Origin of the sequence: uncultured Maribacter sp. (assembly GCF_947500985.1) — a bacterium.
In the GTDB taxonomy this organism is placed as follows: domain Bacteria; phylum Bacteroidota; class Bacteroidia; order Flavobacteriales; family Flavobacteriaceae; genus Maribacter.
The window spans coordinates 1-14,526 of record NZ_CANMTX010000005.1; the positions used below are offsets into that span (position 1 = coordinate 1).

General features: G+C 33.7%; 11 protein-coding genes. 3 read left to right on the forward strand and 8 right to left on the reverse strand.

Features of this window, described 5'->3' with window-relative positions; translation table 11 throughout:
- Window positions 1-224 precede the first annotated feature (224 nt).
- From Q0871_RS11930 to Q0871_RS11945, 4 genes are all read right to left on the reverse strand, one after another.
- On the reverse strand, window positions 225-3,452 hold the full coding sequence (locus Q0871_RS11930) for a hypothetical protein (RefSeq protein WP_299323435.1): 3,228 nt from the start codon (window positions 3,450-3,452) through the stop codon (window positions 225-227).
- Window positions 3,453-3,681: 229 nt separating this feature from the next.
- On the reverse strand, window positions 3,682-4,116 hold the full coding sequence (locus Q0871_RS11935) for a hypothetical protein (protein WP_299323439.1): 435 nt from the start codon (window positions 4,114-4,116) through the stop codon (window positions 3,682-3,684).
- Between the two features lie 135 nt (window positions 4,117-4,251).
- On the reverse strand, window positions 4,252-4,905 hold the full coding sequence (gene fsa / locus Q0871_RS11940; protein WP_073245215.1) for a fructose-6-phosphate aldolase: 654 nt from the start codon (window positions 4,903-4,905) through the stop codon (window positions 4,252-4,254).
- A 57-nt stretch (window positions 4,906-4,962) separates the two neighbouring features.
- Window positions 4,963-6,993 (reverse strand): transketolase, encoded by a 2,031-nt coding sequence (locus Q0871_RS11945; protein WP_299323448.1) that lies wholly within the window; start codon window positions 6,991-6,993, stop codon window positions 4,963-4,965.
- Window positions 6,994-7,513: 520 nt separating this feature from the next.
- On the opposite strand from Q0871_RS11945, the gene Q0871_RS11950 reads away from it, so the two are divergent.
- Entirely contained in the window at window positions 7,514-8,332 is an 819-nt protein-coding gene (locus Q0871_RS11950; RefSeq protein WP_299323453.1) for a carboxylesterase family protein, read from the forward strand.
- A 2-nt stretch (window positions 8,333-8,334) separates the two neighbouring features.
- Here Q0871_RS11950 and Q0871_RS11955 read toward each other — a convergent pair whose 3' ends face one another.
- The 4 genes from Q0871_RS11955 to Q0871_RS11970 all read right to left on the reverse strand — a co-directional run bounded on the left by Q0871_RS11955 (window position 8,335) and on the right by Q0871_RS11970 (window position 11,503).
- A complete protein-coding gene (locus tag Q0871_RS11955) occupies window positions 8,335-9,024 on the reverse strand; it encodes a VIT family protein (RefSeq protein ID WP_299323456.1) in 690 nt (229 codons plus the stop codon).
- A gap of 28 nt (window positions 9,025-9,052) precedes the next feature.
- The gene (gene rpiA / locus Q0871_RS11960; RefSeq protein ID WP_299323461.1) at window positions 9,053-9,730 is read right to left on the reverse strand and encodes a ribose-5-phosphate isomerase RpiA; all 678 of its coding nucleotides are present in this window, start codon (window positions 9,728-9,730) and stop codon (window positions 9,053-9,055) included.
- Window positions 9,731-9,860: 130 nt separating this feature from the next.
- Window positions 9,861-10,733: a universal stress protein gene (locus tag Q0871_RS11965; RefSeq protein WP_299323465.1), complete on the reverse strand. Its 873-nt coding sequence runs from the start codon at window positions 10,731-10,733 to the stop codon at window positions 9,861-9,863.
- Between the two features lie 80 nt (window positions 10,734-10,813).
- Window positions 10,814-11,503, reverse strand: a complete 690-nt coding sequence (locus Q0871_RS11970) for a Crp/Fnr family transcriptional regulator (protein ID WP_299323470.1) — start codon at window positions 11,501-11,503, stop codon at window positions 10,814-10,816.
- A 118-nt stretch (window positions 11,504-11,621) separates the two neighbouring features.
- On the opposite strand from Q0871_RS11970, the gene Q0871_RS11975 reads away from it, so the two are divergent.
- Window positions 11,622-14,018: a heavy metal translocating P-type ATPase metal-binding domain-containing protein gene (locus tag Q0871_RS11975; protein ID WP_299323473.1), complete on the forward strand. Its 2,397-nt coding sequence runs from the start codon at window positions 11,622-11,624 to the stop codon at window positions 14,016-14,018.
- A gap of 298 nt (window positions 14,019-14,316) precedes the next feature.
- Complete coding sequence (ccoS, locus tag Q0871_RS11980) at window positions 14,317-14,526, forward strand: cbb3-type cytochrome oxidase assembly protein CcoS (protein ID WP_073245237.1); 210 nt, start codon at window positions 14,317-14,319, stop codon at window positions 14,524-14,526.

Here is a 14,526-nt window from a genome sequence, read left to right on the forward strand (position 1 = left end):
TAAATTCTTCATCAAACCTGACCTAAATAATAATTATTTATCGAATTTAGAGGTGTCCTAATAAGGGGAAGCCTACATTTTTAGGGAAGCCTACAATAAGGGGAAGCCTACATTATAAACGCCAAATTTTATATTTAGCGGACTTTATTAATATGCCCAGAACTTTCGGTTAAGCACGAACGCCCAATGTTTTTTATACATTGTTGTGCGGTCGTGCTTTTTTCTCATTTTCTTTTTTCTTTCAATAATTCTAGAATTGGAGCATTTTCAGTATTGGCAGGAATGATTGGTTTGTCATCTTCGGTAATAACCATACTTTCAGGGTCATGAATTCCAATTTCCCAAGCATTAATAAATTTCAATTTAGTTTTAAGTATTCCTAGTTCAGGGAATGGTTTTATATTAAAATCTTTATCAACATATGCAGGTATTAATAGGTATTTATTAAAATGTTTATAGCCATTAATAAGATTATCTAAATTGGTACTGTTAGTAGGTTCCATTCTATGAAAACGATTAGATAAAGTAACAAAACCACCATCTTTTATTTTATTTTTTTTAATATTCTTACTTACTAAAACTTTATACCAATATGGTTTATCTTTTCTAATTCCTTTAATTATTGATATAGAAATTGTTTCCTCTTTATCGATTTTACCGTATTCTTTTATCCAATTTTCAAATATTTTTTTTCCTGCCTCTTCATTTTCAAAAGTTAGCATAATTCCAAATGGGTTTGGTTGTGGCATTGCCACAAAACCAAAAGCTCTCCATGTAGCTTTATCCCATAAATAAGTGTCAATTATTGTTTCTGCGGTCATGTTTTTATGAGTTGCAGAATTGAAATCTGGTTTTTCTTTGTTGTTTTCATCCTTATCCAAATTAGATATAGATATTTCTATAGGATTTGAAATTCTTTTTAAAGGAAAGTCTCTATTACTTTCTTTTACCCAATTTTTTAGAAAGAATTTTGGGTTTGAAGTTAAGGTGTTTGTTAAGAAATTTTTATGTTCAACTATTAAAGTTAATCTTTCATGAACTTCGTCATTTTTGTATAAATTCTCAAAAAACTCTTTATAATCTTTAAACAAATAGTTACTTCCAATAATTAAGGGTATTAATTCGTCCATTAATTCAGGTATGTCTTTTGAAGTATACTCATAATTTTGATTAATGAATAAGTCAAATAAGTTTTTACTATCATGTTTTATTTCAAAGAATTTATCTAATTTCTCATATTTAATATTTAACGTGATTTTTTCAGATAATGGAAATGCATCCTCAAAAGCTGTTGCTAAAAATGATTCTAAATAAGCAAAAATTGTTTCTCCTAAAATTAAAAGCTGTATATCATCTTTTGAATTAATGATAAACTTTATTCCTAATATTCTAGTGTAGGAGCTTATCTCATTTTTATTTAAAAAATTAGTCTCAAAAGCCATTTGTTCTACAAAAGGTTGGTTTGCTAATTTATTATAGAATTCTTTGAAATTTTCTCTTGTATATGAAGGACTTCTAGATTCGTTAATTTCTATTAAATCTTCATATCCCAATAAATATAAAACTGAATCAGAACTTAGCCAAAGTTCATTTTTAGTTAAAATATTTGATAAATCTGATAATTCTTTGAAATTTTTAAAATCAGTATTTAATAACCTTGTAGAAAGGCAACCATCTATGAGGTTTTCAATAGAGATTTCTTCATTTTCTAAATTTATTTCTGATTCGAAATAATATTTTATAACGTTAAATAATTCATACCAAGTAAGTAATATAGGAATACGACCAAGTATAACCTCATTTTTTAAAATTTGTTCAATACTATTATATAGTCTTCGATTAATTGTACCTGTAGTAAAGAATTCGTTTATATAAAGGTTAATAGCAGAAATCACACAATTATTAGCAGCCCAATATAAACCTAGATTCGAATATGCTTCACTTAATAACATTAAGCAAAAATAAAATTCGTCTTGTGTTTCTTCTTTTGCTAGTTTTCTTACAGCTTTTCCAAAGAAGATTAAACTTTCTTTATTTAAACCATTCTTTAATTTAGTGCTTCCTCTATTCAAATAAATTTTAGCAGAAGCTAATTCTGAAACTCTGGTTGATTCTAATTCTGCAATTACAAGAATCAAATCATCATAATCTTCATTGTCAGGAAGAATTTTATCATAAACATTAATAAACTCCTTTAATTGCTCAAATGGTATATCTAAATGTTTTTCACTTAATTTAAAGTATTCTTTAAGTTTTATCAGCTCATCAGAAACTGAAATTCCATTTTCTATATTTCTTCTCAACTGGAAGAATGATAAATGGAATTTAGCAAGGAGAGAAGTAGATGGTTTTTCTTTGTTTTTAGCACATTTAGTAATGAATGCTATAAAATCTTGCTCTTCTTTTTCGATGTCAATTACAAGTATATGTTTCGCCTCTTCAATGTATGATACAGTTTTAAGAATATTTAAAAGATTCAAATAAAACTCTATATTGTTTAAATTTGGATGATTTGGAACTAATTTTTTTACAATTAAGAACTCTTCGTAAAAAGATTTATAGTCGTCATACCAATTGATTAATGTCCAAGCAAGTTGATAATGGATTCTTATTTCTTGCTGTACACTATTTAATTTATTTACAAACCTTTTTGCTCTCTCGAATTTTCCTATAACTTCTGTCTTTGGCAATTCTATCATTCTAGATAAGATGGCACTTTCTAAACAATCCTCTACTAATTGAAAGTCAACTTCAAAAGTTCTATCTGAGTTATTTATTGTTTCTTCAATTTCAGATAATTTCTCTATCCTTTTCGAATCATTTGCTCCTATTTTCTTTTCTTCTAGATGTAAAGATGATAGGTTTAAACTGTCGATTACTTCATTTAAAAGGTGATTACTATAAATCTTTTCAATTATCCATTCAGCATCAAGAATAATAATTTCAATTCCGTATTTTTCATTAAGTAGGTCTTGAGTTTCTTTTTTATCCTTGCTACGTATTTTTTGATTTGAAAAAAAATATGTTTTTGTGTAACCTCTATTAGTTTCAACAATTTTTTTTACATCAGATTTAACTTTTGGTTTCCAATCTTTTTTTGCACTTATAGCAAATGCCCAATTCTCATTTTCGTTCCACTTATTTTCACTGATAAACCATCTATCAGAAATATAGTTAGAAACTGGATATGTTTCTGAATCTGTTTTTCCATCTCCACCACCTGTAGGTCCAACTTGTGGAATTAAATTTGGAGTGATTAATTTTTCAGCTAATCTGCGACAAAGGTTTTCAAAACTATCATGTTTTTGGTTCGTCGAAATTTGACTTATTTCAAAAGCTAACTGTTCTTTAGTTAATAGAACTTTGGATTCTGTTTTAGAATCTGAAAAAAATTCAGGTCTTCTATTTCTATAAAATTGTGAAGGAGTTGGGAATTTTTCTTTTTCGTTCATATTTGTACATGAGTGAGTGCATGCCGCACAACGGCTCGGCTATGATTAGTGTGGGGCGGGGATTTACAATTCCCATTGCGCCACAGCTCGTAGCCAAATCTTTTTGTTTTGTTTTATTTTTTTTGTCTAAAGCAAAATCCTAAAGATTTTGCGACCTCATAAATATACACAGACCTTAGCGTAAAAACCTAAACCCCACATTAATTATAGGCATTGTTGCCACACGTTTTTATTCCGTTTTCAAATGATAATTTAGCCAATAACTGCCCATACTTAGTTTCTCGTCCGTAAACATATTTTTCAGTTCAACCTTTTGGAAATAAGTACAACCTGAACAAACTGAAACTAATTCGGTCGATTTTTTAATTTTCGAAATCAAATTCAATTCCGTTTGGTTGAGTTTGTACTTTTCGAGTTCAGTCAGTTTTTCAAGAGTGATAACTGACATATACTTTTCCGCATTATTTCCTGAATTCAACTTTTTCGAAATCCATTTATAGTTTCCGCCATTAAGTTTTTTCGCAAACTTTTTTACCGTTTTAGATTCGCTCCCCTCAGAAAAACAAGCAAATCCCACCATTTCATTTTTGTCCACGTTGTCTTGAGCACTTACAGCGCTTAAAATTCCAATTAGAAATACTATGGTTAATATTTTATTTTGCATTTTCTTAAATGTGTGGCAACAATTGTATATAGTAACAAGTTACTATATACATCTTATATCCCAACTAATATAAAACAAAAAAAACCATCACTTTTCAGTGATGGTTTTTTATATCAATAGACTACATCTTACAACTTAGTTTCCTTTTTGGTAATCTGCCAAGAACTTAGCTAAACCGCTATCAGTCAATGGGTGCTTTAAAAGTCCAACAATTGAACTTAAACCACCTGTCATAACATCGGCACCAATTTTAGCACAGTCTATAATATGCATTACGTGACGTACAGATGCTGCAAGAATTTGAGTTTCGTAACCGTAGTTATCATAGATCAAACGAATATCAGCTATCAATCCTAATCCGTCTGTAGAGATATCATCTAAACGACCAATGAAAGGCGATACATATGTTGCACCTGCTTTTGCAGCCAATAATGCTTGACCAGAAGAGAATACCAATGTACAGTTAGTTCTGTATCCTTTATCAGAGAAATACTTAATTGCTTTTACACCTTCTTTGATCATAGGTACTTTAATTACGATCTGTGGGCTAATTTTAACCAACTTCTCGCCTTCTGCAATCATACCTTCATAATCAGTAGAAATAACCTCAGCACTAACGTCACCGTCAACTACATCACATATTTTCTTGTAATGCGCCAAAATATTATCAGCACCTGTAATTCCTTCTTTTGCCATTAAAGATGGGTTTGTTGTAACACCATCTAAAATACCCATATCCTGAGCTTCTTTGATCTCGTCTAAATTCGCTGTATCTATAAAAAATTTCATCTTTTTCTAATTTTTAATTTATAATGAATGTCTTTAGGAGTAAAACCTAAAAATCGTTTACTTTAAAAAATCTATTACTTGTTGGTATACTTGATCACCGGTGAATCCGAATTTTTCATCAAGTACCGTTGCTGGTGCAGAATAACCAAAATGCTCTAAACCGAACACTTTTCCGTTAGCTCCTGCTAATCCTTCTAAGTTTACTGGTAAACCTGCTGTAAGTCCGAAAACTGGCTTGTTTGGCGGAATCACTGCTTCTTGGTATGCTTCTGACTGTTGTCTAAATATACCTTCTGAAGGTATAGAAGCGATATTCACTTTTAATCCTTCTTTTTCTTCCAATAATTTTGTTGCAGCTACCAATGTTGCTACCTCAGAACCATTTGCAATCAATATTACATCTGGATCTGCTACTTCTTGTACCAAGTAACCTCCTTTTTCAGCTCCTAATGCTTCTTCATAACGGTTACCACTCTTTGCAGGAAGATCTTTTATCCCTTGACGAGATAAAATAAGTCCGGTCGGCGTTTTTTGGTTTTCCATTGCCATTTTCCAAGCTACGTTGGTTTCTTGAGAATCTGCAGGACGCAATGCTACGAAACTTTGCTCGTGGCTGTGGTTCTTTAATTTCTCTAACAAACGTATTTGTGCTTCTTGCTCAATTGGTTGGTGTGTTGGTCCGTCCTCTCCTACCCTAAAGGCATCATGTGTCCAAACAAACTTCACCGGTAATTCTTGAATACAGCTTAAACGTATTGCTGGCTTCATATAATCAGAGAATACAAAGAATGTTGCTACTACTGCCATTACCCCACCGTGAAGTGCGATACCGTTTGCCATAGTTGCCATTGTTAATTCTGCTACACCTGCTTGTAAGAATGCGCCAGAGAAATCGCCTTTCTTTAAAATGTGTGTTTTCTTTAAGAATCCGTCTGTTTTATCACTGTTCGACAAATCTGCAGATGATACAATCATATTCTCTACATTTTGCGCTAAATACGCTAAAACGTTAGATGAAGCTGCGCGAGTTGCCTGACCTTCTTTCTGTGCTACAGAACTGAAGTCTAATTCTGGTAATTTACCTTCTAAGAAGCCATCTAATTTTGCAGAAAGCTCAGCATTCTCTGAACGCCATGCATCGATCTCTCTTTTCTTAGCTTGTGCTTCGTCTTTCTTCTTATTGATAATACCTTCGTAGTACTCTTCTACTTTTGAATAGATATCAAAAGGGTTCGCTACGTCTGCACCTAAATTCGCTAAAGTTTTTTCATAATCTGCACCTGTATCGCCAATTGGCTTACCATGTAGTTCTGTATACCCTTCGTACGTGGTACCGTCTGCAGTTACACATCCTTTACCCATTATCGTTTGACCGATAATCAATGTTGGCTTATCTGTTTCTGCATTAGCATCTGTAAGTGCTTTTCTTATTTGATCATGATCATGGCCGTCAATAGTTACAACTTTCCATCCCCATGCTTCATATTTCTTAGCTGTATCTTCTGAAGTTACCTCATCTGTTTTAGATGAAAGTTGAACATCATTAGAATCATAGAACATGATAAAATTGCTTAAGCCTAAGTGGCCTGCAATTCTACCTGCACCTTGAGAGATTTCTTCTTGTACACCACCATCAGAAATAAAACCATAAATTTTATGGTTCATCCAATCTCCAAAACGTGCTTTCAAAAAGTTAGCAGCTACTGCAGCACCAACACCCATAGTATGACCTTGACCTAATGGTCCAGATGTGTTTTCTATACCTCTTGCAACATCAACTTCTGGGTGGCCCGGTGTTACCGATCCCCATTGTCTAAAATTAGCTACATCGTCTTTTTCATAATTACCCAATAAATAATACTGAGCGTACATTAAAGTAGATAAGTGCCCAGCATCCATGAAAAAACGGTCACGAAACGGCCACTTCATATCAGAAGGATCGTAGTTGAAAAATTCAGAATATAAAATGTGCATGTAGTCTGCGCCTCCCATTGGGCCACCTGGATGTCCAGAGTTTGCCTTTTCTACCATCGCTACAGCTAATGCCCTTATATTATCGGCTGCTAATTGATCTAGTTCCTTGTTCATTATATTATTAGATTATTTTTCAGGTTCGTGTTTATTTTATGATCTACTAAAATCTCTCCCAAAGATACTTTATATAAGGCGCTAATTAAAATATTTCGCCCAACATAATTCTATAGAATTCAAGTCATAAGCGCTCATACACCACTAGTTTCGCATAAATAATGTAACGAAAGGGTTTTCGAAAACATTCTATAAATCATTTTTTAACGCAATTCACCTTTAATTACTATAAGTAAGACACTTACGCTGTACATTTGCTCGCTTTATGCATTTTTAGTGAAGACGTATTACTGTAAGTTTTTATCGAATTCAAATTTTTATAAAACTGACAACCTTTGTTATGTAACGTTTTTATGGTATTCTGTTTATTTCGGATGCTCACCAAAACACTATAATTACGCTTATGACCTCAAAAATAGTTTTACATATCTTCAATTACAGCATTATATTATTTGGTTTCTTTACTACCGTTAGTCCCGCATTTGCATAAGATTCAAACTCCAAACTTGATGCCGTTCAAATGAAAACTTATAATTATGCCGATACCCTACAACTTGATTTTTATACTATCCCATCTAATGGCATAGAACTTAAACCAACAGTTGTTTTGGTGCATGGTGGTGGCTTTACAGCCGGACAACGGAATGGTGGCGATGAAAAAAGATTGAGTACTTACCTAGCTAAAAAAGGATTTAACGTAGCTTCAATAAATTACAGACTTTCTAGAAAAGGGAAATCTTTTGGGTGCGATTGCCCAACATCTATAAAAATTGATACCTACGTAGAGGCGGTTGCCGATCTTTCTAAGGCTATTAATTACATAACGAAAGATTCATTACCCTTTAAAGCTGATCCTGAAAAAATATTCTTGATCGGTAGTAGTGCCGGTGCCGAAACCGTTTTGAACTATCAGTTTATGCGATACGATTATCGTTTTAAAAGACTGCCCTACCCCAATGCCAATGTTGCCGGAGTAGTTAGTTTGTCTGGCGCTGTGTTAGATGAAAATTATATTGATGCCAGCAATAAGACGCCTATCCTATTTTTTCACGGAGTTAAAGATTCCGTGGTGCCTTATGATACGAATGCACATCGATTTTGTAAACCTACGGATGTTGGCTATTTACAAATTAACGGACCTAAAGCTATTGCCGAACGCCTTTCTGAGATTGATGGGAATTATAAAGTGTATTTCAATGAAGAAGGCGGACACGAATGGGCGTCTCTCGGATTTAAATTTCCTGAATTGATTTATGAATTTTTAGCGGATGTATTACGTGGTGATGCTACTATGAAAGATTTTGAATCGATTACCTCACCCATAGCTAGTAAAAAATAGCACTACGCTACATTTACCCCGAACAAATGCCCGATCAATGCAGTGATAACCATGGCTACCGTACCCCAGAAACTAATTCTTAAAACAGCTGTCAGAATATTTGAACCGCCTGCCTTTGCTGCAATAGCACCTAACACCGCTAGAAACAGAACAGCAAAACCATATTGCACATATTCCATTTGCTCTAACGGACCAAAATAAGCTACCAGCACAGGTAGCAATCCGCCGAAAACGAAAGATGCACCAGATGACAATGCTGCCAATAACGGATTTGCCTGTGTAATATCATTAATACCCAGTTCATCTCTAGCATGTGCACCCAAGGCATCATGTGCGGTTAATTGTGTAGCAACTTGTAATGCCAAATCTGAATCTAAACCGCGCTCTTCATAAATTAAAGCGAGTTCTTTAAGTTCTTCTTCGGGCATTTCTTCTAACTCTTTCATTTCGCGAGCTAAATCGGCTTTTTCTAAATCTTCTTGCGAACTAACAGATACGTATTCACCTGCTGCCATTGACAAGGCACCTGCAACCAAACCTGCAACGCCTGCTAAAATTATAGGTTCTCTAGTTGTGCTTGCAGCAGCGACACCAATTACCAAACTTGCTGTAGACAAAATACCATCATTAGCACCAAGTACTGCCGCTCGCAACCAATTACTCCGCGTACCATAATGTTTTTCATCTTGCATAGTTTGTGAATTTTACTGTAGTTAACTACTATCTCTTTTTTACAATAGCCTTCTTCCCTTTGCCAATAATAACCAAATTGGTAGTGGTTAAGAATAAACCGGTTTCTACGATGCCTGGTATTGTTTTTAATTGCTGCTCTAAATCGGTTAGCTTTATATCGGTATCCCAAATATCAATATCAACGATATCGTTATTCTCATCGGTTTTATAATCGTCAGCACCCCTCTTTCGCTGTACAGGAGACAATTTCATTGCTTCTAATTCCTTAATAATAAGTTGTGTAGCAAAGGGTATCGTTTCAATAGGCAATTTGAACTTACCTAGTTTAGCAACATTCTTAGAAGAATCTGCAATAATAATATTCATATCAGAATTATGGGCGACGATTTTTTCACGTAGTAACGCTCCGCCTCCGCCTTTGATCAATTGAAAGTCTTCATCGACCTCATCGGCACCATCAATGGTAACATCTAATCTTTTTGCTTCTGCAAGGGTAATCACATGTATACCCAGTTTTTTTGCCAATTTTTCAGTCTCGTCAGAAGTTGCAACGGCTTTGATTTTTAATCCGTTTAATACCATTTCGCCTATTGCCTCTATCATATAAAATGCAGTAGACCCAGTGCCTAGACCAACGGTCATTCCAGATTTTATATATTTTACCGCTTCTAATGCTGCTACTTTCTTCTCGTTTACCGCGCTCACTTTTTGGTTGTATTATGGTTATTTGGCTATAAAGATATTTAGAATTAATTGATAGCATTCATCAAAGCATTAAGTAATGCCTAAAATTTTGTGATGAACACTTCGCTAATAATTATCTAAAAGGAAGATCTTAATGACTGATACTGATGTTATTTTCAATTAATTGTAATGATAACATTGGCACATGGCAGCAGAAAATTGATTTACCAATAATATAATCATTGCACAATTTTCTTAAATAACTATTTGTATTGTTAGACATAACAAGTAGCTGACAATTAGTATGATCAACATACCTTTTTAAAGTGGTTGTTAAAGAATGTTCGGTATCTAATTTGTAGAAATTATGATATATAGACCCTAGTTTTTCAGCTATAATCTCATGATTTATATGTTGTAACTCTGTGATCTGAGGCATCGCATTTTGAATACTTGCAATTTGTACCGTACTATTAAAATACCGTGCAAATTCTACTACCGGGCTTAATTCATCGCTCTTAAATAAATGGTTGAGTTCTGATACAACAGAAATCGAATGTAAGTTTTCAAAAACTGCCCTTGGCGGTATTACCATTACCGGACATTTATCGACATGGTTTAATATTCTTACCGTATTTCTTCCCAAGAAAATAGATTCATCATCTGAACCACCGCTGGCACTCATAATTACAAAATCTATGTGCTGTTTTTCTACTACTTCTTTCACTTCGTCAATAAGCATTGAGAAGCTAGATATCGTTTTATACTTATGAAGCGGATTTTTATACTCTTTTTTGACGCGTTGAAGGTTTTTTTTCAATGCTTTTTCTGATGCTGTTTGCGCAGAATAATCTTTGGCGGCATCTGATACTCTCCCCGCCATTAAGCGGTTACTATGTAATTCTGGAGTGTAGGCATTTAAAAAGTGGAATACACATTCAGATTCTGCGAATAATTGCAAGGCATACTTTATAGCATTCCATGCTGCTAGTGAAAAATCAGTCGGTATTAATATATTTTTCATAAATGAGACACATCATTTGATGATAAATGTAGCCTCCCTACAGAACTGAAACTATGACATTTATCAGAATACTAAAAAATTTAAAATCCGTCAGCTAGTTCCTGCAACATCTCCTCTTCTACGATTCCAATCTTTTTACCTTCTGTCTTTATGAGTCCTTTTTTCTTAAACTCAGAAATCATACGAATTAAAGATTCTGTTGCCGCACCAACAATATTTGCATAATCATCTCTACTAAGTGTCAATAATAGAAATCCATTTTCGTCTTCACTATAATTTTTCTTCAAATAAACAAATGCCTCTGCCAAACGTTGTTTAACAGTTTTTTGAGACATGTTTACAATGACATCATCTGCTTCTTTTAAATCATGCGCCATATGTCGCAATACTTCTAAAGAAAAATAAGGGTTGGTATTCAATGTATTTGTAATGATCTCTTTAGGTATAAAACAAACCTCCATATCATTAATAGCGGTAGCACTTAAGTTGGTAAAATCTTCTGCAATTACAGAACGCTGCCCCATTATCTCACCTTTATTGGTCAATTTTACAATTTGTTCTTTACCATTACTACTTAATTTAGACAACTTAGAAACTCCATCACGTACGCAAAATACACCATCAAGCTTCTGCCCCTCTATAAATAAAGCCTCTCCTTTTTTAATCTTCTTAGAGGTTTTAGAGTCTGCCACCTTTTTTAATTCGTCTTTGCTTAACGCACGGAGCGAATTAAACTGTCGGATAATGCAATTTTCACATCTACTTTCCATAGCTTCATAAATTAATCTTAGACAAAATTAAACAAGCTTATAATTGTAGTAACTGACAATTATCATGTTTTAAAAACTGTATCATTTTCACCTTTGTAATTATTATTCTTTAATATTTATGCAGGCAACTAATTGTTTTCATTGTGGTGATCCTTGTGATAGACAACTTATAACATTTGATAAAAAATCATTTTGTTGTGCTGGTTGTAAAACCGTTTATGAAATATTTTCAACAAACGACTTGTCTCACTATTATGAACTTCAAGCTGCTGCAGGCTCTACACCTGATGTCATTGAAGGTAAATATGATTTTCTAGACAACGAAGAGATCATAGCTAAACTAACAGAATTCAATGATGGCAATATTCAAATCATCAACCTATATATACCTACTATTCATTGTAGCTCGTGTATTTGGATTTTAGAGAACTTGAACAAGCTTAATAAGAATGTAACTAATTCTCAAGTAGATTTTCCGAAGAAAACAATTCGTATTACCTACAAACAAGAGGGTTTCAGCTTAAAAGAGCTCGTCTTACTTTTGGCTAAAATTGGATATGAACCTTATATTTCTTTAGAAGATTTTGACGGTAAAAAGAAGGTCTCTGATAAAACCTTAATTTACAAACTAGGTGTTGCTGGTTTTGCTTTTGGTAATGTCATGTTTCTCTCTTTTCCTGAATATTTCGACTTAAATTCAAGCGCCACTTCTGGCGGTGAATATTGGTTAAATAAATACCAAGACTTATTTCGATGGATGATGTTCATTTTCTCGTTACCCGTAATGTTCTATGCTGGATGGGACTATTTCGTATCGGCATACAAAGGTCTATGGGCTAAGCTTTTAAATATTGATGTGCCAATAGCTCTTGGTATTTTAGTATTATTTCTAAGAAGTACCTACGATATCGCTTTTAATTTAGGTAGCGGATTCTTCGATTCCCTTACCGGACTCGTATTTTTTCTACTACTAGGTAAATTTTTTCAACAAAGAACGTATAGCTTTTTATCATTTGAGCGCGATTACAAATCATACTTCCCCATTGCCATTACTAGACTAAACTTAAAAGGTAAAGAAGAAACTGTGCCTGTTCAAGAAATTGAAAAGGGAGACAGAATATTGATCCGTAATGAAGAAATGATTCCTGTAGATGGCACTCTAGTGTACGGTAATGCACAAATTGACTACAGTTTTGTTTCTGGTGAATCTGAACCCGTTTCTAAAAATATTGGAGAACAAGTTTTTGCCGGTGGAAAGCAACTCAACGGTGTCATTGAAATGATTGCTTTAAAATCAGTATCACAAAGCTATTTGACACAGTTATGGGGAAATGCCATTTTTAAGACAGACAAGGTTACAGCTTTTCAAAACCTTACGGATAGTATTGGTAAACGTTTTACCATTGCCGTACTTTCTATTGCATTTATTGCTACTGCTTTTTGGTTATTCTATGACCCTTCTAAAGCCATGAACGTTTTTACGGCAGTATTGATTATAGCTTGCCCATGCGCAATAGCATTAGCCTCACCATTTACCTTGGGGAATATGCTACGTATTTTTGGTAAGAAAAAATTCTATATTAAAGACACCCAAACCATTGAGCGCTTAGCAAAAATAGATACTGCAATTTTTGATAAAACAGGAACCATTACAACCACCCAAAAAAGCACGGCGCACTACGAAGGTATGCCTTTAACACCCGATGAAGAATCGATACTTAAGAATACGATCAGAGCTTCTAACCACCCTTTAAGCAGATCTTTATATGATCTACTTAAAGAACAGAATATCATAACTTTAGATGAGTACGAAGAGCATATTGGAAAAGGGCTAGAAAGCTCTAAAGATGATATAAATATGAAGATTGGTTCTGCAAATTTTGTAGGTAAAGGCACCTCAGAAAATTTGCTCGACACCTCTATTTATATTAGCTCTAATAATGCTTATAGAGGCAGATACGTTTTTCAAAATCAATATAGAGACGGACTCTCTTCTGTATTCCAAAACATGTCAGAAACGTTAAACCTGGCGATACTTTCTGGTGATAATGAAGGAGAAAAAGAAAGATTAGAGGCATTGCTGCCAAAATTGACTCCGCTTTACTTCAATCAAAAACCCGAAACGAAACTAGAATTTATAAAATCTTTACAAGATCAAGGTAAAAAAGTACTGATGGTAGGCGACGGCTTAAATGATGCCGGTGCACTTGCCCAAAGTAACGTGGGTATTGCCATTTCAGAAAACATCAATGTCTTCTCGCCTGCTTGTGATGCCATCTTAGATGCTACCAAATTTCAGCAACTCTACAGCTATATTTTAGCTTCTAAAAAAGCTATACGCATTATTAAAATGAGCTTTATATTATCATTGCTTTATAACTGTGTGGGTCTATACTTTGCCATTACAGGACAGTTAGAGCCCGTAATAGCTGCAATTCTAATGCCTTTAAGCTCTATTAGCATCGTTATTTTTACTACGTTAATGACGAACCTCATTGGTAGAAAACTTCCCTAATCAGATAGCTGTTACGAGTATTGTTTCATGTAAAAAATTATAATCAGATGGTATTGTATTCTGCGATTTACATTCATCTTTTCATAAAATATGACATCATATATTTTAACATAAATACAATTAAACACCTCGCATCTATAAACTACTCAACTCATTTATATACAATACTTAACAGGTATTCTCCTCATGCTCCACGTCCCAAAATATTTAAGTTTTTTAAGAAAATTTTTAAAGTATGACAATTGTCATTTTCTAAGGTTTACAACCCACTTATTTTTACATCATAATTCAGGTAGGTATGAGTGTTATTTATGTTTTACTAGGTATAAGTCTAGTGGTGGCGATAATTTTTTTCGTCGCTTTTATTGTATCGGTAAAGCAAGGTCAATATGATGATTCTTACACACCTTCTGTACGTATGCTTTTTGATGATGAACTGGTTAAACCTAAGAAGACCAGTACCAAAGAGTTCAAACAAGAAAAAATCCAACTAAATAAACAAGTATAA